The organism is Monashia sp. NPDC004114 (assembly GCF_053603855.1).
The window spans coordinates 208976-229871 of record NZ_JBSGGK010000007.1; the positions used below are offsets into that span (position 1 = coordinate 208976).

A 20896-nucleotide genomic window follows, 5' to 3' on the forward strand; every position below is an offset into this window, starting at 1 on the left:
AGAGGAAGGAACTCGCATGGCACAGAAGGCGCTCTGCGTAGGGATCAACGAGTTCGCGTCGCTGCCGCAGACCAGCTGGCTGAACGGCTGTGTCAACGACGCCAAGGACGTGGCGGCCGCGCTGAAGAAGTACGGCTTCACTGCGCGGACCACGACGGTGCTCACCGACGCCGACGCCACCAAGAAGAACGTCATGGCGGCGCTCGACTCGATGGTCGGCACGGCCAAGGCCGGCGACCACCTCGTCTTCACGTTCTCCAGCCACGGGACCCAGGTGCCCAACGAGCCCGGTGGCGACTACGAGCCCGACGGTCTCGACGAGGCCTTCGCCTGCCACGACATCCGGCAGAAGGGCGACCAGTGGGACCGCGACACCGTCGTCGTCGACGACGAGCTGCACGACCTGTTCGGGCGGCTGCCGCAGGGTGTGCTCCTCGAGGTGGTGCTCGACACGTGCCACAGCGGTACCGGCCTCAGGGACCTCGACGAGATCATGCAGGCCCAGCTCCTCGGTCGTAAGCCTCGCTACCTGCCCCCACCGACGCCCACCGGTCTTGCGCAGGCTCGCTCGATCCGCGCCGCGACCGGCCCGCGCACCGTCGACCGCAAGGCCCTCGTCGAGCTCACCAAGAGCCGCTCGACCGCCTCCAAGCCGGTGTTGTTCGCCGCGTGCAAGCCGGACCAGACCGCGTCGGACGCCACCTTCAGCGGGAGGTCGAACGGCGCGTTCACCTACCTGTTCCTCAAGGCCATCAAGGACAGCCCGACCAGCACCCGCAGCGACCTCCTCAAGACCGTGACCGCGGGGCTCAAGGACGGCGACTTCAGCCAGAGGTCGACGCTCGAGGGTCCGGCCAAGGCCAAGAGGGTCGCCTTCGGCCAGCCCTGGTGACGCCGCTCGTGGACCACGCGAGCCGGTGACTGACACCACAGGTGTCCGTACTCACATCCGAGCGCGCTGACTGCACGACGGAGGCGGCGGCATACTCTCTCGCATGTCCCGCCTCCAGCAGACCGACGGCCTCACCGAGGAGCAGACCGAGCTGGTCAAACTCGTCCGCGAGTTCGTCGACGAGCAGATCATCCCCGTCGCCACGGAGCTCGAGCACCGCGACGAGTACCCGCAGGCGATCGTCGACGGCATGAAGGAGATGGGGATCTTCGGGTTGATGATCCCGGAGGAGTACGGCGGGCTCGGTGAGTCGCTGCTGACCTACGCCCTGTGCGTCGAGGAGATCGCGCGCGGCTGGATGAGCGTCAGCGGCATCATCAACACCCACTTCATCGTCGCGTACATGCTGCTGCAGCACGGCACCGAGGAGCAGAAGCAGCGCTACCTGCCGAAGATGGCGACCGGCGAGATCCGCGGCGCGTTCTCGATGAGCGAACCCGGCTGCGGCTCGGACGTCTCCGCCATCAAGACCAAGGCCGTGCGCGACGCCGACTCCGTGGGCTGGACGATCAACGGTCAGAAGATGTGGCTCACCAACGGAGGGTCGGCGAACCTCGTCGCGGTGCTCGTCAAGACCGACACCGGCGCCGAGTCCGTCTACCGCAACATGACGACCTTCCTCGTCGACAAGGAGCCGGGCTTCGGCGAGACCGCGCCCGGCGTCACCGTGCCCGGCAAGATCGACAAGATGGGATACAAGGGCGTCGACACGACCGAGCTGATCTTCGACGGCTACCGCACGTCGGATGCGCAGATCCTCGGCGGTGAGCCGGGCCGCGGCTTCTACCAGATGATGGACGGCGTCGAGGTCGGCCGCGTCAACGTCGCCGCGCGCGGATGCGGCGTGGCGCGACGCGCCTTCGAGCTCGCCATCGCCTACGCCCAGCAGCGAGAGACCTTCGGCAAGAAGATCGTCGACCACCAGGCCGTGCTCTTCCGCCTCGCCGACATGGCGGTCAAGGTCGAGGCGTCGCACGAGATGATGGTCAAGGCCGCCCGCAAGAAGGACTCCGGCGAGCGCAACGACCTCGAGGCCGGGATGGCCAAGTACCTCGCCTCCGAGAACTGCGCCCAGGTCGTCGAGGACTCCTTCCGCATCCACGGCGGTTACGGCTACTCCAAGGAGTACGAGATCGAGCGGCTCTACCGTGAGGCGCCGATGCTGCTCATCGGCGAGGGCACCGCCGACATCCAGCGGATGATCATCGGCCGCCGGCTCGTGGAGGACTACAAGCTGCGGGCGTGACCTCCAGTCCCAGCGTCCTCGCAGGTGCGAGGATGTCCGCATGAGCCTGCAACCAAAGGGTCCGGGGGGCCGAGGGCGCCAGGGTTTCGCGACGCTGTCGCTGGAGTACCCCATGTCGCTGGGGACCTTCGACAAGTACGAAGATGCGCAGAAGGCGGTCGACACTCTGTCCGACAAGCACTTCGCGGTCGAGAACTGCCTCATCGTGGGCACCGACCTCAAGCAGCTCGAGCGGGTCACGGCGCGGCTGTCGTGGGGCCGCGTCGCGCTGGGAGGCCTGCTGTCGGGCATCTGGCTGGGTCTGTTCGTCGGCCTCATCCTGTCGCTGTTCGCCCGGCCGTCGAACCCGTTCAGCATGATCATCGCCGCCGCCGTGTACGGCGCCGTGTTCGGCCTCATCTGGTCGCTCGTCGGCTACGGCTTCACCCGCGGGGTCCGTGACTTCTCGTCGGTGAGCCAGGTCGTCGCGACGAAGTACGAGGTGTTCTGCGAGCACAAGTTCGCCCAGGAGGGTCGCGAGATCCTCACGGCGGCGGGCATCACACCGGGCGGCAACGTCAGCATCGGCATCGCGCCGGTCAGCCCGGAGCCCCCGGTGAGCCGTTCGGACGCGCCGCGCCCGCCGGGCTCGGACATCTGAGCGGGGGTATGCCGCCCGGCTCGGGATGCAACGTTTCGTGACCCTCCCGGGTCGTTCCTGGTGAAGCACGGGCTGCTGGGAGGGAGCGTCATGTCAGGTCCTGGGGTCACGCGACGCTCGGCGACGTCTCGGTGGGTTCCGACTCGCTGGGTTCCGTCTCGCGGGGTCATGGGCCGCGGGGTCATGGGCCGCGGGGTCTTGGGCCGCTGGGTCATGGGCCGCTGGGCCGTCGGCGCCGTCGCGGGCATCGCCGCGATCGCGCTCGCCGGGTGCGGCAGCGCGCAGGCGCCCGGCACCGGGAGCACCACCGCACCGGTCACGAGCGCACCCGTTCGACCGGTCAGCGACCAGCCGACCGCTCCGGACGGCGCACTCGACTGCCCCGCTTCGCTCACCTCGCCCGAGGGCATGACGGTCCCGCAGCAGCCACAGGGCAACGTCGACGGCAACGCCCGCCTGCTGCCCGACCGGGCGGCCACGTCCATGGTCGTCTGCGCCTACCCGGTCATGGACATCGCCGCGACCCAGCCACTCACTCCACCGTTCACGCTGACCCAGCGCACCGTCGCCTCGCCCGAGCAGCGCCGCAACCTGACCGACCTGCTCGCCTGGGCGCCGCGGTGGAACGGCCAGCCTCAGGTGTGCACGATGATGGCCGGCAACGAGACGGCATACCTCGTGGGGTCCCGCTACACCGACGCGATCGTGTGGGTGGCCGCGAAGGACGACCCGAACTCGTGCTCCCACTCCACCAACGGTGACTTCGGGTCGGGGGAGGCGCTCGGCGTGACGATCCACGCGATGTTCGGCGGCGGCAAGCCGGCGCAGACCCCGACGGACCCGTGCTTCGGCTCGTTGACGGGGCGCCTCGGCGACGACCAGAGCCTGGCGCCCGAAGGGGACCCGAACGTCACCGTATGCCGTATCGCCGCCGACAGCACCTACCACGCCACACCTCTCGCCGCCGAGCGGAGCAAGCAAGTGGTGGCCGAGCTGCGCGGGCTCAAGTCCGAGCCGACCGGGCACACGTGCGAGGGCTCGGGAAAGGTGTCCTCGTCGCGGTTCACGCTTCTGCTGAGCTACGACGCCGGGCCGCAGGTGCGGATCCAGGTCGACCCGGAGTGCGCGCCGCAGGTGCTCGGCAACGGTCTTCAGGCGGACGAGGCGTCATCGCTCGTGCGGCTCGTCGAGCAGTGGAGCGCGCCGATCCCGGGCCCCGACCCGAACGGCTCCGTGTCGTCCGGACATGCGGGCACGGTGACCACGGCGACCGTCCCGGCGCAGACGAGGTAGCCGCACGCCCCCTCCCAACGCAACACACCGAGCAACCTGCAAGGTCTGCGGTTATTTCCGTCGGACTTTGCGGTTGCTCGGTGTGTTGCTCGGTGTGTTGCGGTGTCTCGAGGTGTGAGGTGGGGGATCAGGGTGTGGTCGTGGGCGCCCAGATGCCGGCGATCCACTTCTCGACAGCTGCGCTGCTGCGCGGCATCGCGGCCGAGAGGTTCTCGCAGCCGTCGTCGGTGATGAGGATGTCGTCCTCGATGCGCACCCCGGTGCCCCGGAACTCCTCGGGGACGAGCTCGTCGTCCGCCTTGAAGTACAGGCCCGGCTCGACGGTGATGATCATGCCCGGCTTCAGCTCGGCGTCGGAGTACTCCTCGCGCGTGGCCAGAGCACAGTCGTGCACGTCGATGCCGAGGTGGTGGCTCGTGCCGTGCACCATCCAGCGGCGGTGGAACTGGCCGTGCTCAGCGTCGAGTGTGCCTTCCACATCGACGCCCTCGGGCAGCAGGCCCCACTCGTGCAGGTGCTCGGCGATGACCCGGATCGCGGCGGCGTGGACGTCGCTGAACTTGTTGCCCGGCTTGCACGCCGCGATGCCGGCCTCCTGCGCGGCATACACCGCGTCGTAGACCTGGCGCTGGGCGTCGGTGAAGGTGCCGCTCACGGGCAGGGTGCGGGTGATGTCGGCAGTGAACAGCGAGTCGACCTCGACGCCGGCGTCGAGCAGGATCAGGTCGCCGTCCTTGACGTCTCCGGTGTTCTTGATCCAGTGCAGCGTGTTCGCGTGGTCGCCGCTCGCGCAGATGGAGTCATAGCCCACGCCGTTGCCGTGGTGGCGTGCGTGCAGGCCGAAGACGCCCTCGACCCAGCGCTCGCCACGGCCCCGGCGCACGGCCTCGGGCAGGTCGGCGATGACCGCGTCGAACCCGTCGTGGGTGCCTTCGACTGCCGAGCGCATCTGCTCGATCTCCCACTCGTCCTTGACGAAGCGCAGCGTCGACAGGAAGGCGGCCAGCTGCTCGTCCGCCTCGCGCTGCCGGTCGACCCGCTCCTCCGACTCGGTCTGCGACTCCGCGGCCGCGTCGCGCACCCGGTCGACCCGGGCCGCCACGTCGGTGTCGGCGTCGCGAACCACGCGGACGGTCACCGAGCCGGCATCCTTGGCGATCGCGTCGCCGAACTCGTCGATGTGGCGGGCCGTGAGGCCGAGCTCGGACTCGATGTCGGCCAGCGTCGGGCGAGCCCCGACCCAGAACTCGCCGTAGCGGGAGTCGCCGAAGAACTCCTCGGTGTCGCGGTCGGCCAGGGGCCGGAAGTAGAGGACCGGCTCGTGCCCGGCGTCCGCGCCGTCGGCGTCGGGACCGGTCGGCTCCAGCACGAGCACGGCATCGGGCTCGCGGTCGCTGCCGAGGCCCGTGAGATGGGCGAAGGCGCTGTGCGGCCGGAAGACGTAGTCGGTGTCGTTGCTGCGCACCTTGAGCCCGCCCGCCGGCACCACCAGGCGCTCACCGGGGAAGGCGGCGCTCAGGGCGTCGCGTCGTCTGGCTGCGTAGTCGGCGACCTCGGCCCGAGGGGTCACCTCGGTGCTGCGAGGCGCCCACCCGGTCGCGACGAAGGCCCGGAACTCGTCGGTCGTGGGCCGTCGGCGGCTGGGGGAGGTCTGCTGCTTCTCGCTCGTCACCCGGTCATGGTGTCACGAACCAGAGGACCCGCCGAACGGGGCGGGTCCGGCTGCGGCACCCGGCCGCCCCGACCGGGACGGGCGGCATACAGTCGGGGGGTGGCCCGCACCGACCGCCCGAACCGGCCGAGCAGCGCGCGAGCGGCCCTTCCCTCGCTCCGCGCAAGCACCCGGCGGGCCATGCGCCCGAGCGGGCCGCCGACCGACGAGATCCCGATCTGGACCGCTCCCGACGGCGTCGAACGCGACACCGCCCGGGCCGTCATCGACCTCGCCATGCGGGCGGGCGTCGCGATGCTGGCAACCGGCGCCGCGGCTGCGGACGTCACGGCTACGGTGCTGATGCTCACGAGGGCGTACGGCCTCACGTCCGTGCACGTCGATGTCACCTACACCTCAGTCACCGTGTCCTACCACCGTGGCCCGCACGCCGACCCGATCACGGTCATGCGCATCGTGCGGTTCCGCGTGCAGGACTACACCCGGCTCGAGCGGCTCCGCGACCTCATTGTCGAGCTCACCCGCGCGCCGCTCGACGTCGACGAGGCCAGGGTGCGGTTCGACTCGGTCATCACCTCGCCGCATCGCTACCGACGCTGGCTCGTCACGGTGGCGGGCGGAGCGCTCGCAGCGGGTGCCGCCGGACTCGTCGGCGCCGGACCGTTCATCATCCTGCTCAGCTTCCTCACCGCGACGGTCGTCGAGCGCGTGCTCACCTGGCTCAGCTCAGCCGGCGTGGCCGCGTTCTTCGCCCAGTGCGTGGGCGCAGCCATCCCGACGGTCGTGGCGACGCTTGTCGTCGTGGCCCAGTCATGGGGGGTGTCGTTCGTCGGCGCCGTCTCGCCCTCGCTCGTCGTCGCGTCCGGCATCGTGCTGCTGCTGGCGGGTCTGTCCATCGTGGGCGCGGCGGAGGATGCCCTCGAGGGGTACTACGTGACCGCCGGCGCCAGGACCTTCGAGGTCGTCGTGCTCTCGCTCGGCATCGCCGTGGGCATCTCGTTCGTCCTGGCGATCGGACAGCGTCTGGACTACCCGATCGCGATCGCCACCCGGACCCGTCTCAGCGACGACATCCTCGTCCAGGTCGTCTGCGCGGTCATCATCTCGGTGGCGTTCGCGGTGATGTCCTACTCCAGTGGCCGGGCAGTGGCCATGGCCGGAGCAGCGGGAGCGGCCGGCTGGTTGGTTCTCGGCATCAGCGAGCTGGCCGACTTCGGGGCGGTCGCCGCGTCGTCCACGGCGGCGCTCGTCGTCGGTTTCACCGTCCGCCCGATAGCGCGGCGCCTCAACATCTCGGCGCTCGCCGTGACGACCGCGGCCATCGTGCCCCTGCTGCCGGGCCGGATGGCCTACGAAGGCATCTCGCAGATCGTCACCAACCCCGACGGGAACGGCCTCGCCCTCGGCCTGCCGATCCTGCTCCAGGCGTTCGGGATCGGACTGGGCCTGGCCGCAGGGGTCTCGCTGGGCACCTACTTCGCCGGCCTGATCTTCGCCAAGCGTCAGGGCAGCCATCCGCGGCCCGCAGCGGGGGCGACTCTGCCGGCCGACCCCGACCCGCGAACCGTCGCCAGTCGCGCTCCGGTCCTCTCCGACACCGGCGAGATCTCTCAGGTCCGCGCGACCGACGCGTCGGCGTGAGCAAGCACACGGCATACGGACGTGTTCGTATGCCGTGTGCTCGGGCAGGCTGGCACCTGACGTTGACGGTTGGCCGGGTCGCCCGGTCCGGTTGGCAGGAGTGTCGGTCATGCAGTTCGGACGCAGCTACGAGGAGTTCGAGGTCGGTGCGGTGTACAAGCACTGGCCCGGCAAGACGGTGACCGAGTACGACGACCACCTGTTCTGTCTGCTGACCATGAACCACCACCCACTGCACCTCGACACGCACTACGCCGGCGAGACGACACAGTTCGGCCAGAACGTCGTCGTCGGCAACTACGTGTACTCGCTACTGCTCGGGATGTCCGTTCCAGACGTCTCGGGCAAGGCCATCGCGAACCTCGAGATCGAGTCGCTTCGGCACGTCGCGCCGACGTTCCACGGCGACACGATCTATGGCGAGACCCGGGTCCTGGACAAGTGGGAGTCGACGTCGAAGGACGACCGCGGCGTGGTGCACGTCGAGACGGTGGGCTACAAGCAGGACGGCCAGGTGGTCTGCATCTTCAGGCGCAAGGTCATGGTGCCCAAGCAGAGCTACCTCGATGCGCGCGGTGGCGAGCAGCCCGGTCGCCCGACGCCCGTACCTGACAAGAACTGGCCCGGCCCCGAGACCCCCTGACACCGCAACACACCGAGCAGTCGCTAACCCTGACGGTTATTTCCGTCGAACTTCACGACTGCTCGGTGTGTTGCGGGGTATCCACATGGGGGCCGAGTTCAGTTGAGGTTGTCCCCAGGCGATCGTCGATCCGCGCAACGTCGGGCGTATGCCGTCCACCCTCCTGCCATGGACAGGCGAATTGCCGCTCTGGCGGGCGAACAGGCCGGCACGTTCTCGGCAGCAGAAGCGCGGAGGCGCGGCATCGACGGGGGTGTGGTGCGCCGGGCCCTGCGCGAGGGTCAGCTGATCCGGGTTCGCCGGGGCGCGTTCGTGTCCGGGCAGTACTGGGAAGCAGCCGACCCCGACTCGCGCTACCGGCTCAGGGTCATGGCGGTCGCGCGGACTCGCCCTGGTGACACCGTCAGCCATCACTCGGCGTTCGCGGTTCGTCGTCTGCCACTGTGGGGGTACAACGAGCGGCGCATCGACGTCCTGAGCGACGTCGAACAGGCGGTCGGACGCTCTGGACTGTGGATCCACCCGCGAGGGTTGGTCCGGCCGGAGGTCGTCGACGGCATACCGGTGGAGCCGATAGCCCGGTCGGTCGTCCGTGCGGCGTTGACCATGGGCCTCGAGTGCGCAGTGGTGGCCGGTGACGCCGCTCTGCACGCCGGGCTCGTAACCCAGGCGCAGCTGGTCGATGAGGTCGCGCGTCTCACACCGCACGAGGGACGATCGCGCGCCTTCGATGCCGTGCTCCGGATGAACGGCGCGTCCGAGTCAGTAGGTGAGTCACTCACGCGCCTGGTCCTGGACGATCTGGGTCTCACGTATGAGTGTCAGGTGATGGTTCGCGAGCCGAGCGGCGCGGTGGTCGCTCGGGTCGACTTCATGGTCGAGGGTGTCGTCCTCGAGTTCGACGGCCGGGTGAAGTACCAGCGGCCACGCGACCCCGGCGACGGCCAGGCCGCGGACCCAGAGCAGGTGCTGTGGCTGGAGAAGCAGCGCGAGGACCGCATCCGTCGGCTGGGCCATCCGGTCGAGCGCGCGATCTGGGACGACCTCGACCGGCCCGGCCTCCTCGGGGCCCGGATCCGATCCGCACGACCTCGCAACACACCGAGCAGTCGCTAACCCTGACGGTTATTTCCGTCGATTTTGGCGGCTGCTCGGTGTGTTGCAGGGGAGTAGGCGACTTCCGGGTGTGTTGCGGGGAGCCCCTAGTCTTGGGCCGTGACGTCGACGGGAGAGCATGCCGAGCAGGTGATCGACCTGCACACGCACTCGAACGCGTCTGACGGCACCGAGACCCCTACGGAGCTGGTGCAGGCCGCGGCTGCAGCCGGCGTGGACGTCCTCGCGATCACCGACCACGACACCGTGCGGGGCTGGGCCGACGCGGCCGACGCCGCCGCCCGGACGCGCGTCACGCTGGTGCGCGGCATCGAGATCTCGTGCTCGTGGCGCTATGCGTCCATCCACCTGCTCGGCTATCTCACCGACCCCGACGACGACGCGCTGATGTCCGAGCTCGCCAGGGCGCGCGACTCCCGTGCCACCCGGCTGGAGCGGATGGTGGAGCTGATGGCGGCGGACGGCATACCCGTGACGTACGACGAGGTGCTCGCGCAGGTCGCCCCGGGCGCCACCCCCGGCAGACCGCATATCGCGGACGCCCTCGTGGCCAACGGCACGATCGCCCACCGTGACGAGGCCTTCCGCGACTGGCTCACCAACGACTCGCGCTACTACGTGACGCACTACTCGCCGGACCCCGTGCGCGCGGTGGAGCTCGTGCGCGCGGCCGGGGGCGTGCCGGTCATCGCGCACCCGTTCACCCGCACGCGCGGGGCCGGCGTCACCGACGACCTCGTCGAGCGGATGTCTGCCGCAGGCCTCTTCGGCCTCGAGGCGTACCACCGCGACCACGGACCGGCGGAGGTCGAGCGCGCCCAGCGGCTGGCGCGGCGACTCGGTCTCGCGCTGACCGGTTCGAGTGACTACCACGGCGAGGGCAAGGTCAACCGTCTCGCCGAGAACACCACTGCCCCAAGCGTTTTCGAGGAGATCGAGGCGGTTTCCAGCGGAGTGACCGAGGTGCTCCGCCCGTGACCTGGTTCGACAGCACGATCTTCCTCAGCACCTTCATCACGCTCATCGTCATCCTCGACCCGCCCGGCGCGGTGCCGATCTTCCTCGCGCTCACCGCGTCGCTCACGCGCGTCCAGCGCAACGTGGCGGCCCGGCGGGCGTCGCTGGTCGCGGTGCTCGTCATCGCGATGTTCGCGTTCTTCGGACGCCGGATCCTCGACTACCTCCACATCTCGATCGCCGCCCTGCAGGGTGCGGGCGGCCTGCTGCTGCTTCTCGTCGCGCTGCAGCTGCTCACCGGCAGGGAGTCCGATGCCGTGGCCGACGCCGGCGTGAACGTCGCTCTCGTCCCGCTCGGCACTCCGCTGCTCGCCGGGCCGGGCGCGATCGTGGCCACGATGCTGGCCGTCCAGCGCGCCCAGGACGGCGGGCAGTATGTCGCCGTCGCAGCCGCTCTCGTCGCGGCGATGTTGTGTGTCTACCTCGTCCTGCGGTTCGCCGGCCAGGTGCGCCGGCTGCTGCGCGAGAGCGGCACCATGCTGCTCACACGGATCGCGGGCCTGCTGCTGTCGGCCATCGCCGTGCAGATGATCGCGAACTCTGTGCGCGCGTTCGTCACCGGCGAGGGCTGACCGTATGCCGCGTGGCCGGCCGGGCGCGACGCGCTGGGGACGGCTCCCCGACGTTGTCGCAGCGTCCACCTAAGGTTGTCGGGTGACGATCGGACAGCCCGTGCAGACGAGCTTCGCCGGCATGCCCACGCCGCTCTACTCCGGGTCTCCGTCGCGCCTGCTCGCGTGGCTCGACTGCCCCCGTCGCTACCGCATGCAGTATCTCGACCGCCCGCGGCCCGAGGCGCGTCCGCAGCGGGCCCACACCTCCGTCGGCATCGCGACCCACAACGTGCTGCGCGACTTCTGGGACCTTCCCGTCGGCTCGCGCACGCCGGCCGGCGTCGCGGAGCTGGTGCGCACGTCGTGGATCGACGTCGGCTTCCGCAACCCCGAGGAGTCGGCGGCCTGGCGGCTGCGGGTGCGCGACGCCGTGACCGAGTACCTCCGGCGCACCGACCGCGAGCGCCAGCCCGTGGGGCTCGAGCGCAGCGTGTCGCTCAAGACCGACGAGATCGCGATCACCGGACGGGTCGACCGGCTCGACGACCGCGCCGGCGAGCTGGTCGTCGTCGACTACAAGACGGGTCGCCAGGTGCCCAGCGCCGACGACGCCCGCACGTCTCTGCCGCTCGCGCTGTATGCCGTGGCGGCGGGTCGGATGTTCCGCCGCCCCTGTCACCGGGTGGAGCTGCACCACGTGCCGACCGGCACGGTGGCTGCGCACGTCCACACCGACGAGTCGCTCGGTCGCAAGGTCGCCGAGGCCGAGTCCATCGCGACCGACCTGCGTCGGGCCGATGCCGACTTCGACGCCGTGGGCGTCGAGTCACCGCGCTTCCCGCCACGTCCGTCGACGCTGTGCACCTGGTGCGACTTCCGGGCCCATTGTCCCGAGGGGCAGCAGCAGGGTCCGGAGCAGTCCGACTGGGCGGGCCTCGAGCCCTCGAGCTACCCCTCGCCCGAGCCGACCGCCAGCCAGCAGGAGTGACATGCCCGCACGACCCGACCTGAGGCAGGCCTTCCTCGCCGCGACCGACCACGTCATCGCGATCGTCACCCTCGACGAGGTCGCCGCGGCCTGGGACGAGCCCAGCGCCCTGGCCGACTGGCGCGTGGGCGGCCTGGTCGCGCACCTGGCCAGCCAGCCCGTCACGGCCGCGAGCCTGCTCGACTCGACCCCGGCGAGCGACCCGATCCCGCTCGAAGAGCACTATGCGCGTGCCGCCTGGGTCACCGCGAGCCTCGACGACGAGATCAACGTCGCGATCCGCGAGGGCAGCGACGAGAAGGCGGAGGCCGGCCGGGAGGAGGTGCTTGCGGCGGTCGTCGGCGCGCGGAAGGCGCTGCCCGAGCTGCTCGCCACGGCACCGGACGACCGAGCGGTGCTCATCCCGTGGCAGGGCTGGTCGCTGGCTCTCGACGACTTCCTGGTCGGGCGGATGATGGAGATCGTCGTCCATGGCGAGGACGTGGCCGCCAGCCTGGGCGTGCCGGCACCGACGCTGCCGGCCGCGGTGCTCGACCCGGTTCTCGGGCTGCTCGCTCACCTTGCCGTCAGGCGCCACGGGCAGGCTGCTGTGGTGTCCGCGCTCACCCGCACGGAGCGGGCCCCTGCGACGATCTCGGCTTTCTGATCGCCCGACCTGACAGACTGGCCGACATGGCGAACCGCACGCCTCTCGGCGACCAGCCTGCCAGTCAACCCTCCACGACAGTCGGCACCGCCCCTTCACCCGCGACGGCCATCGCTTTCGCGAACCAGAAGGGTGGCGTCGCCAAGACCACCTCCGTCGCGAGCATCGGAGCCGCACTGGCCGAGCGTGACCTGCGGGTCCTGCTCATCGACCTCGACCCCCAGGCGTGCCTGACCTTCTCCCTCGGGGTCGACCCGGACACGGTCGAGGTCTCGGTCCACGACGTCCTGACCGGCGGCACCGACCTGGCCGCAGCCGTGCTCCAGTGCGACGAGGGCATCGACCTGGTCCCCTCGACGATCGACCTCGCCAGTGCCGAGGCCACCCTCCTTTCCAGACCCGGCCGTGAGTTCGTCCTGCGGACGGCGCTGGAAGCCAGCCGGGCGGCATACGACGTCGTGCTTCTCGACTGCTCGCCGAGCCTCGGAGTGCTCACGCTCAACGCGCTCACCGCGGCCGATGCGCTCATCGTGCCGATGCCGTGCGAGATGCTCAGCCACCGTGGCGTCGGGCAGCTGCTCGACACCGTGGCGGACGTGCAGAAGATCCTCAACAAGGACCTCGAGGTCTGGGGCATCCTGCCGACGCTCTACGACGGGCGCAGCAACCACGCGCGCGAGGTGCTGGCCGATGTCGGCCAGCGCTACGACCTGCCCGTGCTCGAGCCGCCGATCCCGAAGACGGTGCGGTTCGCCGAAGCGCCCGCGGTCGGGCGCTCCATTCTCACGACCGCGCGCAGCTCGAAGGGCGCGCAGGCATACCGCGACATCGCCGCCGGCCTGGCCGCCCGGCTCTGAGGCTCAGCCGGACGGGGCTGGATCGCCGCTGTCGAGCGCGGGCAGCCCGTCGATCGACGTGGCGTTCTTCTCCGAGCGGTAGCGGGCCAGGCCCTCGGGGCCACGGTTCTGCGACCACGAGGTCAGCAGGTCGCGGTCGCCGTCGTACGTCATCAGCGGCACGGCATACCCGCAGGAGTCGGAGACCCGATCGACGGCCACCACGACCACCCCGCGGGTGCCGGGGAACTCCTCGAACCGCTTTGCCCACGAAGCGAACTCGTCGTCGTCTGGGGTCAGGTAGCGCCCACGGCCATGCAGCCGCACGATGTTCGGAGGACCGTCGAACGCGCAGAACATCAGCGTGATCCGGCCGTTCTCGCGCAGGTGGGCCACGGTCTCGGAGCCGCTCCCGGTCAGGTCGAGGTAGACCACGGTGTGCTCGTCGACGACCCGGAACGTGTCCAGCCCCTTCGGCGAGACATTGACGTGTCCCTCGGCGTCGAGCGGCGCAGTGGCCACGAAGAAGAGGTGCTGGCTCTCGATGAACGTGCGCAGGCGCCCGTCGATCGACTCGTGGAGCTTCATGGCTGCCTCTCCCTTCGTCGCCCCGGGTCGGGCGTCGCCACCCAGACTAGGAAGCGCGCGCGGTCGACACGCGGCGCGGCCGAACCGTGGACGGACGCGCGCTGCGACCCAAAGCCCCGAGGCGAGGTCGTCACTCGACCGTGACCGACTTCGCGAGGTTGCGCGGCTTGTCGATGTCGAGCCCCAGAGCCTGCGCGGCGTGGAACGCCAGCAGCTGCATCGGGATCATCAGGAGGATGGGGTCGAGCTCGACCTCGTTGCGAGGCACGTCGATCCGTCGCGCGCTGACGGCGCCGAGGTCCACCCCGGGATGCGTCACCGCCACGACGCGCCCACCCCGGGCCAGCACCTGCTCGGCCGCGGCGATGTTGCGGTCGGTCAGCTCGTCGTCGGGGATCACGGCCACCGTCGGGCGGGCGGGCTCGATGAGCGCGAGCGGTCCGTGCTTGAGCTCGCTGGTCTGATATGCCTCCGCATGCCGGTACGAGATCTCCTTGAGCTTCTGGGCCCCCTCCCGAGCGACCGGGAAGCCGCGGACGCGACCGATGAAGAACAGGCTGTCGGCCTGGGCCAGCTCGTGCGCGATCTCGGTGATGCCTCGCTCGCCCTCGAGCACGGTGGCGATGTCCGCCGGCAGGCGCTCCAGTCCGGCAAGGATGCGCTTGCCGTCCTCCACGGAGAGGTCGCGGACGCGCCCGAGCAGCAGAGCGAGCAGGGCGAAACCGACACCCATGTGGGTCAGGGCCTTGGTCGAGGCGACGGCGACCTCGGGACCCGCGTGCAGATAGATTCCGCCGTCGCACTCCCGGGCGATCGTCGAGCCGACCACGTTGACCAGGCCCACGACCTGACCACCCTTGCGCTTGATCTCGCGGACGGCGAAAGCGGTGTCGGCCGTCTCCCCGGACTGGCTGACCGCGACGTAGAGGGTGTCGGGCTCGATGATCGGGTTGCGGTAGCGGAACTCAGAAGCGGCCTCCGCGTGTGCCGGGATCCGGGCCAGCTCCTCGATCATCAGCGCGCCCAGCTCGCCCACGTAGAACGCGGAGCCGCACCCGAGGATCTTCACCCGGCGGAAGGCGCGCAGCTCGCGCGGGCTGAGGTTGAGGCCGTCGAGCCGGGCGGTGCCGAACCGCAGGTCGAGGCGTCCGCGAAGCATGCGCGAGACCGTCTCGGGCTGCTCGGCGATCTCCTTGGCCATGAAGTGGCTGTGCTCGCCGAGCTCGGCGGCCTCGTCGGCACTGTCGATCGTGGTCGGCGTGCGCCCGGTGTCGTGGGTGTCGCGGGTGAAGGTGCGGTAGCCGCGCGCGCTGACGACCGCCAGCTCGCCGTCGTCGAGATGGATCACCGACGAGGTATGCCGCACCAGGGCCGACACGTCGGAGGCGACGAACATCTCCTTGTCGCCCACCCCGATGATGAGCGGCGACCCGTTGCGGGCCACGACGATGCGGTCCGGAGCATCGGCATCGATGACCGCGACGGCATAGGTCCCGACGACATGCTCGAGCGCCTCGAGCACGCGCTCCTCGAGCGTCGCCTCGGCCGAGCGCGCGACCAGGTGCGCGACGACCTCGGTGTCCGTGTCTGATGCGAAGGTCACACCCTCGCCGAAGAGCCGCGAGCGCAGCTGGGCCGCGTTGTCGATGATCCCGTTGTGCACCACGGCGATGCGGCCGTCGGCGCTGGTGTGCGGGTGGGCGTTCGGCTCGGTCGCCGGTCCGTGGGTCGCCCATCGGGTGTGTCCGATGCCTACCTGGCCGGCGAGCCGCTTGGGCAGGGCCGCCTCGAGCTCGCGCACCCGCCCGACGCGCCGCACCACGGTCGCGCCTGCTGTCTGCGCAGACGACCCGAGCACGCCGATCCCGGCCGAGTCATACCCGCGGTACTCGAGGCGGGTGAGCCCCTCGATAAGGATGGGTGCGGCGGGCTGCTGCCCGACGTAGCCGACGATGCCACACATGTGCGGTCTCCTTCTCAGCCGTAGATCATGCGGCGCAGCTGCCGCTCCGTGAGCGGGGGAGCCGCGACGAGGCGGTCCGCGAGCTCGTCCTGGATGATCCGGAAGGCGGCGGCGTTGCGCGTGCCGTGCAGCTGCAGGTGTGCATGGCGCCGCTGGACGTAGTCCTCGAGCGGCTCGCGGTAGTGCGCGAGCACGTCGCCGATGACGCGGGCGGCCTCAGCCGGGGTCAGCCCGGCCGAGTCGGCGACGCGTGCGACGAGTTCTGGATCAGGCACGGGCTCGACTGTGCCAAACAGCGGCCCCAAAGCCAAGAATCTGCCCGACTTCGGGCAGATTCTTTGGGTTGGTGCCAGGATCGGCCGGCGGATCAGTCTGCGAGTCGTGCTGGGTGAGCGACCACAGACGCAGGGTGACCTGCCGCGTGATGCCCGGCCGGGTCAGTCGGTGCTGGCGACAGAGCTCTCGCGTCCGGCGCCGCCCCGGCGGCGACGTCGGCGCGCCGGCTTGGCACTGTCCTCGGCGCCCGTCGAACCGCCCGTCGAGCCGCCCGCCGAACCGCCCGCCGAACCGGCGGGCGCGTCGGCACCTGAGTCGGTGCCTGCAGCCGCGGCAGCCGCACCCGCGCCGCGGGTACGCCGACGGTTGCGGCTGCGCCGGGGCCGGGTCTCGCCGTCGTCACCGTCGCGCGCCCCGGAGTCGCGGCCGTCGCGACCTGCACCACCGGTGCGCGAGCGTCCACCGCGACCAGATCCGCTCTGACTCGCCCCACCACGCCCGTGCCGCTTGCCGGTCTCGCCGAGGTCCTCGACCTCCTCGGCTTCGAGCCCGGCCCGCGTCTGCTCGGACTTGCGCAGGAAGCCCTTGGCATCGGTCGGGATGTCGAGGTCGGTGAACAGGTGCTCGGAGCTGGAGTACGTCTCCTGGGGCTCGGGGATGCCGAGGTCGAGCGCCTTGTTGATGAGCGTCCAGCGGTGCAGGTCGTCCCAGTCGACGAACGTGACGGCGACACCGGTGTTGCCGGCGCGGCCGGTGCGGCCGATCCGGTGCACGTAGGTCTTCTCGTCCTCAGGGCACTGGAAGTTGACGACATGCGTGACGTTCTCGACGTCGATGCCGCGGGCCGCGACGTCAGTGGCCACCAGCACGTCGACCTTGCCGTTGCGGAACGCGCGCAGCGCCTGCTCGCGAGCACCCTGGCCGAGGTCACCGTGGATGGCGGCCGCGGCGAAGCCCCGGTCGACCAGCTCTTCGGCCACCTTCGCGGCGGTCCGCTTGGTGCGGCTGAAGACGATGGTCAGCCCGCGGCCCTCTGCCTGCAGCATCCGCGAGAGCATCTCGACCTTGTCGAGGGCGTGCGCGCGGTAGACGAACTGCTCGATGGCCTTGACCGTGTGGGCGTTCTCCGTGTCGTCACCCATCGCGCGGATGTGCGTCGGCTGGGTCATGTAGCGGCGCGCGAGCGCGACGATGGCACCCGGCATCGTGGCCGAGAAGAGCATCGTCTGACGCGAGCCCGGGGTGAGCGCCATGAGCGTCTCGACGTCGGGCAGGAAGCCGAGGTCGAGCATCTCGTCGGCTTCGTCGAGCACGACGGTTCGGGCCTGCGACAGGTCAAGGTGTCCCTGCTTGGACAGGTCGATGAGCCGTCCAGGGGTGCCGACGACGACCTCGACGCCGTCCCTGAGCGCCTCGATCTGGGGCTCGTAGGCCCGGCCGCCGTAGACCGTGAGCACGCGGATACCGCGGCGTTTTCCGGCCCGCTCGAGGTCGCCGGCCACCTGCACGGCAAGCTCACGGGTGGGGGCGACGGCGAGCGCCTGCGGCTTGCCGGGGCGGGCCAGGCCGGCATACCCCTCGTCGCCGGGGGCGACGATCCGGTTGAGCATCGGGACGCCGAAGCCGAGCGTCTTGCCGGTGCCGGTCTTGGCCTGGCCGATGATGTCGTGGCCGGAGAGCGCCACCGGCAGGGTCATCGCCTGGATCGGGAAAGGGGTTGTGATGCCAGCGTCGGCAAGCGCGGCGACGATGTCGGGGTGGACGTCGAAGTCGGCGAAGCTGACCTCGGGGGTCGGGGCCTCAGCAGTGGTCTGCGAGGTCTCTGCAGGCTCGGTCATGTGTGTCTCTCGATCGGCACGAGCACCCCGTGCAGCACGGGAGCTCAGTGGCGCGTGGCGGGCCGATCGGAGAGTGTCTGGCGGTGGACGGCCTCGCTCGAGCGAGGACTCCGCCGGTGCACGCGGGAGTCCGCTAGCACCATCTGGTGTGAGCCACGGGGCCGACCGGGCACCGAGTTGTCCGGCACAGTCTACCGGCAACGCGGGATGCGCCCGAATCCGTTCACTAGGGTGGGCGCCATGACAGACGGGCCCAGCGACGCCGCCCCCTCCATGTCCGACGCCGACCCGGCATACTCCGACGCCGACCCGGCATACCGTGCGGCGGTGACAGAGCTCCTCGGGGTGCTCGCCTACGGCGAGCTGCGGGCCTTCTCGCAGCTGGCGAAGGACGCCGAGCTGGCTCCGTCGCTGCACCACAAGTCGCAGATCGCCACCCTGGCCGCGCACGAGCTGCGCAACTATGCCGTCCTCACCGAGCGCCTCAGCGCACTGGGCGTCGAGCCGGAGGATGCCATGGGGCCGTTCGTCGCGGCCGTCGACCAGTTCCACGAACGCACCGCCCCGTCCGACTGGCTCGAGGGCCTGGTCAAGGCCTACGTCGGGGAAGGCATCGCGCAGGACTTCTATCGCGAGATCGCCAACTACGTCGACGCGGACACCCGCGCCCTCGTGCTCGGCGTGCTCGAGGACACCGGGCAGGCCGACTTCGCCGTCACGGCCGTGCGCGAAGCCATCGCATCCGACCAGCGAGTCGCTGGACGCCTCGCGCTCTGGGGTCGCCGCCTCGTGGGCGAGGCGATCACCCAGGCGCAGCGCGTCGGCGTCGAACGCGACGCCCTTGCCAGCATCCTCGTCGGCGCCCCGGGCCGCGCCGGGGCGGACCTCGCAGAGCTCGGCCGGATGTTCGCGCGGCTCACCGACGAGCACACCCGCCGGATGGAGCGCCTCGGCCTGTCGGCGTGAGCAGCCTCAGGTGGTGGTCTTGTTTCCCCTGACCATGCCGTAACCGAGGATGAGAAGTGCCGCCACGGCGACACCGATGATGAACGAGATCCAGTCGATGCCCGGGGTGTCGCTGCGCCCTGAGATGACCTTGTAGAGCCAGGCGCCGATCACCGAGCCGACGGCGCCGAGGATGACCGTCATCAGCACGCCGATGTGCTGTTTTCCGGGGAGCACAAAACGCGCGAGAGGTCCGACGATGGCCCCTGCGACGAGGGCCATCAGGATGGTTCCGACCATGTCTACGTTTCCTCCTTCGAGCCCGCGCCGCGGGCGCCTGCGGACCGGGCCGTCCCAGCCCGCTCCTACTCAACCACGTCACCCACCGGCTGGGCGGCCGGCCGCGTGAACCTCCGGGGCGCAGGTCGACGCGGTGTTGTCCGTGAAGACGGCGAAAGGGCCCGACCATGTCGGTCGAGCCCTTTCGGAGCTGCCTTCCCTGCACCGTGCGGACCTGCCGTCCGGCGCCGGAAGATCAGCTCACACGGACTTCTTCGAGATCCGGCCGTAGACCGAGATGCCGACCGCGGCCAGAATGGCCCCGACGATCCAGTACCACCAGCGCACACCGCCGTTGGCGTTCTCGTAGCCGAAGATCGCTCCGAGGATGAAGGTCGCCAGCAGTGATGCGACGATCCCGATGACGATGGTCATGAGGATCGAGATGTTCTGCTTGCCAGGCAGGATAAGTCTGCCCAGTGCGCCGATGATGAGTCCGGCGACAATGGCCCCGATGATTGCGCCAAGCATGTCACAGCCTTTCTGACCGTCGGAGCGGTCTTTCTGACCCGTGCCCATGCACGGATACCAGTTGCAACACCGTCAATCTCTCACCACGACGGGTCGTGTGGGGAGATCCTGGCGCTGCCTTCGTACCCGTTCGGCACCACGCTTGGCCAGCAGGCACGCCGCGCGGACGTATGCCGGACCCGAACTTCCACGTGCATGCGCAGTGGGCGTTCAGTGGCCCGCTCAGAGGCCCCCTCAGTGGTCCGCTCAGTGGTGCGGTCTGCGCCGCGCTCAGTGAGCGCCGAAGCCGACGCCTGCCTTCTTCTCTGCGCCGGTGGTCACGTAGCCGAGCGACGCGGTCGGGATGATGATGCGCCCGCCCTTGTCGTCCGTCAGCTCCAGGACGTCGGCCTCGTGTGCGGCCTTGACGGCGGCGACGAGCTCGTCGGCGCTCAGGGTCGTCTCGAAGGTGATCTCGCGTGCCACGTGCTGCACGCCGATACGGACCTCCACGTCTACCTGCTTTCTCAGTCGGAGTGGACGCGCAACCGGCGTCCCGTCGTCACCTTAACCAGCAGTCGTACCGACGGATTCCCGGGCCTTGGGGTAGGCGCCGAACCCGCGTCGGATGAGCGAGCTGGTGACGCGGACCGCGGTCTCCTTGGACAGCGTCGCCTCATGGGTGAGCCAGTGGCGTGCCGCCGTCTGGGCGAGGCCGACGAGAGCGACGCCGACGAGCACTGCCTCCTCCTGGGTCATCGACGTCTCGCTGCGGATGATCTCGGCCATCGCCTCCGCGCAGGTCAGGTCGATCTGGTCGAGACGTCGCCGGACCTCGGGCTCGTTGGCCAGGTCGGACTCGAAGATCAGCCGGAACGCGGCGCCCTCCTGGCCGACGAAGTCGAAGTAGGCGCGCGTCATCGTGTTGATCCGCGCCTTGTTGTCGGACAGGGCGAGCGCGTCCCGGACGAGCTGCTCCAGCTCGCCCGTGTGCTGGTCGATGAGGGCGAGGTAGAGCTCGAGCTTGCCGGGGAAGTGCTGGTAGAGCACCGGCTTGGAGACCCCTGCCCGTGCGGCGATGTCGTCCATGGCGGCTGCGTGGTAACCGTTCTCGACGAACACGCCGAGGGCGGCGTCGAGCAGCTGGGCGCGGCGCTCCGAGCGCGGCAGCCGCTGGCCACGGCCGGGGGAGATCTCTTCTGGCATCCGAATCCTCTGGGCGAATCGCGTTGTGCTTCGTGGTGCGGTGCGGC

At 70.1% G+C, this 20896-nt stretch carries 22 protein-coding genes; 13 read left to right on the forward strand and 9 right to left on the reverse strand.

The features are described 5' to 3' along the window. Positions 1-16 precede the first annotated feature (16 nt). The 4 genes from ACWEOW_RS11630 to ACWEOW_RS11645 all read left to right on the forward strand — a co-directional run bounded on the left by ACWEOW_RS11630 (position 17) and on the right by ACWEOW_RS11645 (position 4131). Positions 17-892: a caspase family protein gene (locus tag ACWEOW_RS11630; RefSeq protein WP_452269349.1), complete on the forward strand. Its 876-nt coding sequence runs from the start codon at positions 17-19 to the stop codon at positions 890-892. Between the two features lie 103 nt (positions 893-995). Further along, positions 996-2198 carry an acyl-CoA dehydrogenase family protein gene (locus ACWEOW_RS11635; RefSeq protein WP_452269350.1) on the forward strand — a complete coding sequence of 401 codons (1203 nt, stop codon included), beginning with the start codon at positions 996-998 and terminating at the stop codon, positions 2196-2198. Positions 2199-2238: 40 nt separating this feature from the next. Further along, positions 2239-2838, forward strand: coding sequence for a general stress protein (locus tag ACWEOW_RS11640; protein WP_452269351.1), 600 nt, complete (start codon positions 2239-2241; stop codon positions 2836-2838). Between the two features lie 168 nt (positions 2839-3006). Then, positions 3007-4131: a hypothetical protein gene (locus tag ACWEOW_RS11645; protein WP_452269352.1), complete on the forward strand. Its 1125-nt coding sequence runs from the start codon at positions 3007-3009 to the stop codon at positions 4129-4131. A 127-nt stretch (positions 4132-4258) separates the two neighbouring features. On the opposite strand, the gene ACWEOW_RS11650 is transcribed toward ACWEOW_RS11645, so the two are convergent. Then, positions 4259-5803 carry an aminopeptidase P family protein gene (locus ACWEOW_RS11650; protein ID WP_452269353.1) on the reverse strand — a complete coding sequence of 515 codons (1545 nt, stop codon included), beginning with the start codon at positions 5801-5803 and terminating at the stop codon, positions 4259-4261. Between the two features lie 99 nt (positions 5804-5902). Here ACWEOW_RS11650 and ACWEOW_RS11655 point away from each other — a divergent pair, with 99 nt between their 5' ends. From ACWEOW_RS11655 to ACWEOW_RS11690, 8 genes are all read left to right on the forward strand, one after another. After that, positions 5903-7444, forward strand: coding sequence for a threonine/serine ThrE exporter family protein (locus ACWEOW_RS11655; RefSeq protein WP_452269354.1), 1542 nt, complete (start codon positions 5903-5905; stop codon positions 7442-7444). 109 nt (positions 7445-7553) lie between these two features. Beyond that, the gene (locus ACWEOW_RS11660; protein WP_452269355.1) at positions 7554-8087 is read left to right on the forward strand and encodes a MaoC family dehydratase; all 534 of its coding nucleotides are present in this window, start codon (positions 7554-7556) and stop codon (positions 8085-8087) included. Between the two features lie 168 nt (positions 8088-8255). Then, a complete protein-coding gene (locus ACWEOW_RS11665; RefSeq protein WP_452269356.1) occupies positions 8256-9203 on the forward strand; it encodes a type IV toxin-antitoxin system AbiEi family antitoxin domain-containing protein in 948 nt (315 codons plus the stop codon). A 99-nt stretch (positions 9204-9302) separates the two neighbouring features. Further along, positions 9303-10181 carry a PHP domain-containing protein gene (locus ACWEOW_RS11670; RefSeq protein WP_452269357.1) on the forward strand — a complete coding sequence of 293 codons (879 nt, stop codon included), beginning with the start codon at positions 9303-9305 and terminating at the stop codon, positions 10179-10181. Continuing rightward, a complete protein-coding gene (locus ACWEOW_RS11675; protein WP_452269358.1) occupies positions 10178-10792 on the forward strand; it encodes a MarC family protein in 615 nt (204 codons plus the stop codon). The genes ACWEOW_RS11670 and ACWEOW_RS11675 overlap by 4 nt, the downstream gene beginning before the upstream one ends. Positions 10793-10874: 82 nt before the next feature. Then, positions 10875-11762, forward strand: coding sequence for a RecB family exonuclease (locus tag ACWEOW_RS11680; protein ID WP_452269359.1), 888 nt, complete (start codon positions 10875-10877; stop codon positions 11760-11762). A 1-nt stretch (position 11763) separates the two neighbouring features. Beyond that, positions 11764-12408: a maleylpyruvate isomerase N-terminal domain-containing protein gene (locus tag ACWEOW_RS11685; RefSeq protein ID WP_452269360.1), complete on the forward strand. Its 645-nt coding sequence runs from the start codon at positions 11764-11766 to the stop codon at positions 12406-12408. Positions 12409-12434: 26 nt separating this feature from the next. Continuing rightward, positions 12435-13265: a ParA family protein gene (locus ACWEOW_RS11690; protein WP_452269361.1), complete on the forward strand. Its 831-nt coding sequence runs from the start codon at positions 12435-12437 to the stop codon at positions 13263-13265. Between the two features lie 3 nt (positions 13266-13268). Here ACWEOW_RS11690 and ACWEOW_RS11695 read toward each other — a convergent pair whose 3' ends face one another. The 4 genes from ACWEOW_RS11695 to ACWEOW_RS11710 all read right to left on the reverse strand — a co-directional run bounded on the left by ACWEOW_RS11695 (position 13269) and on the right by ACWEOW_RS11710 (position 17909). Continuing rightward, positions 13269-13832 (reverse strand): pyridoxamine 5'-phosphate oxidase family protein, encoded by a 564-nt coding sequence (locus tag ACWEOW_RS11695; RefSeq protein WP_452269362.1) that lies wholly within the window; start codon positions 13830-13832, stop codon positions 13269-13271. Between the two features lie 130 nt (positions 13833-13962). Further along, positions 13963-15795: a glutamine--fructose-6-phosphate transaminase (isomerizing) gene (gene glmS / locus ACWEOW_RS11700; protein WP_452269363.1), complete on the reverse strand. Its 1833-nt coding sequence runs from the start codon at positions 15793-15795 to the stop codon at positions 13963-13965. Positions 15796-15809: 14 nt separating this feature from the next. Next, positions 15810-16070: a hypothetical protein gene (locus tag ACWEOW_RS11705; RefSeq protein WP_452269364.1), complete on the reverse strand. Its 261-nt coding sequence runs from the start codon at positions 16068-16070 to the stop codon at positions 15810-15812. 162 nt (positions 16071-16232) lie between these two features. After that, positions 16233-17909 carry a DEAD/DEAH box helicase gene (locus tag ACWEOW_RS11710; protein WP_452269365.1) on the reverse strand — a complete coding sequence of 559 codons (1677 nt, stop codon included), beginning with the start codon at positions 17907-17909 and terminating at the stop codon, positions 16233-16235. Positions 17910-18149: 240 nt separating this feature from the next. On the opposite strand from ACWEOW_RS11710, the gene ACWEOW_RS11715 reads away from it, so the two are divergent. Beyond that, positions 18150-18875 (forward strand): ferritin-like fold-containing protein, encoded by a 726-nt coding sequence (locus ACWEOW_RS11715; protein WP_452269366.1) that lies wholly within the window; start codon positions 18150-18152, stop codon positions 18873-18875. Between the two features lie 6 nt (positions 18876-18881). On the opposite strand, the gene ACWEOW_RS11720 is transcribed toward ACWEOW_RS11715, so the two are convergent. The 4 genes from ACWEOW_RS11720 to ACWEOW_RS11735 form a co-directional block, all read right to left on the reverse strand. After that, entirely contained in the window at positions 18882-19154 is a 273-nt protein-coding gene (locus ACWEOW_RS11720; RefSeq protein WP_452269367.1) for a GlsB/YeaQ/YmgE family stress response membrane protein, read from the reverse strand. 240 nt (positions 19155-19394) lie between these two features. Next, on the reverse strand, positions 19395-19664 hold the full coding sequence (locus tag ACWEOW_RS11725; protein WP_452269368.1) for a GlsB/YeaQ/YmgE family stress response membrane protein: 270 nt from the start codon (positions 19662-19664) through the stop codon (positions 19395-19397). A 270-nt stretch (positions 19665-19934) separates the two neighbouring features. After that, positions 19935-20156 carry a DUF3107 domain-containing protein gene (locus tag ACWEOW_RS11730; RefSeq protein ID WP_452269369.1) on the reverse strand — a complete coding sequence of 74 codons (222 nt, stop codon included), beginning with the start codon at positions 20154-20156 and terminating at the stop codon, positions 19935-19937. A gap of 54 nt (positions 20157-20210) precedes the next feature. Beyond that, positions 20211-20849: a TetR/AcrR family transcriptional regulator gene (locus tag ACWEOW_RS11735; RefSeq protein WP_452269370.1), complete on the reverse strand. Its 639-nt coding sequence runs from the start codon at positions 20847-20849 to the stop codon at positions 20211-20213. Positions 20850-20896 lie beyond the last annotated feature (47 nt).

Excerpts from the sequence above, each read along its gene's own strand:
- ACWEOW_RS11660 (WP_452269355.1), top strand. The coding sequence starts at position 7,554 with ATGCAGTTCGGACGCAGCTACGAGGAGTTCGAGGTCGGTGCGGTGTAC.
- ACWEOW_RS11720 (WP_452269367.1), bottom strand. The coding sequence starts at position 19,154 with ATGGTCGGAACCATCCTGATGGCCCTCGTCGCAGGGGCCATCGTCGGA.
- ACWEOW_RS11635 (WP_452269350.1), top strand. The coding sequence starts at position 996 with ATGTCCCGCCTCCAGCAGACCGACGGCCTCACCGAGGAGCAGACCGAG.
- ACWEOW_RS11630 (WP_452269349.1), top strand. The coding sequence starts at position 17 with ATGGCACAGAAGGCGCTCTGCGTAGGGATCAACGAGTTCGCGTCGCTG.
- ACWEOW_RS11710 (WP_452269365.1), bottom strand. The coding sequence starts at position 17,909 with ATGACCGAGCCTGCAGAGACCTCGCAGACCACTGCTGAGGCCCCGACC.
- ACWEOW_RS11665 (WP_452269356.1), top strand. The coding sequence starts at position 8,256 with ATGGACAGGCGAATTGCCGCTCTGGCGGGCGAACAGGCCGGCACGTTC.
- ACWEOW_RS11715 (WP_452269366.1), top strand. The coding sequence starts at position 18,150 with ATGACAGACGGGCCCAGCGACGCCGCCCCCTCCATGTCCGACGCCGAC.
- ACWEOW_RS11645 (WP_452269352.1), top strand. The coding sequence starts at position 3,007 with ATGGGCCGCGGGGTCATGGGCCGCGGGGTCTTGGGCCGCTGGGTCATG.
- ACWEOW_RS11690 (WP_452269361.1), top strand. The coding sequence starts at position 12,435 with ATGGCGAACCGCACGCCTCTCGGCGACCAGCCTGCCAGTCAACCCTCC.
- ACWEOW_RS11640 (WP_452269351.1), top strand. The coding sequence starts at position 2,239 with ATGAGCCTGCAACCAAAGGGTCCGGGGGGCCGAGGGCGCCAGGGTTTC.
- ACWEOW_RS11685 (WP_452269360.1), top strand. The coding sequence starts at position 11,764 with ATGCCCGCACGACCCGACCTGAGGCAGGCCTTCCTCGCCGCGACCGAC.
- ACWEOW_RS11735 (WP_452269370.1), bottom strand. The coding sequence starts at position 20,849 with ATGCCAGAAGAGATCTCCCCCGGCCGTGGCCAGCGGCTGCCGCGCTCG.
- ACWEOW_RS11695 (WP_452269362.1), bottom strand. The coding sequence starts at position 13,832 with ATGAAGCTCCACGAGTCGATCGACGGGCGCCTGCGCACGTTCATCGAG.
- ACWEOW_RS11725 (WP_452269368.1), bottom strand. The coding sequence starts at position 19,664 with ATGCTTGGCGCAATCATCGGGGCCATTGTCGCCGGACTCATCATCGGC.
- glmS (WP_452269363.1), bottom strand. The coding sequence starts at position 15,795 with ATGTGTGGCATCGTCGGCTACGTCGGGCAGCAGCCCGCCGCACCCATC.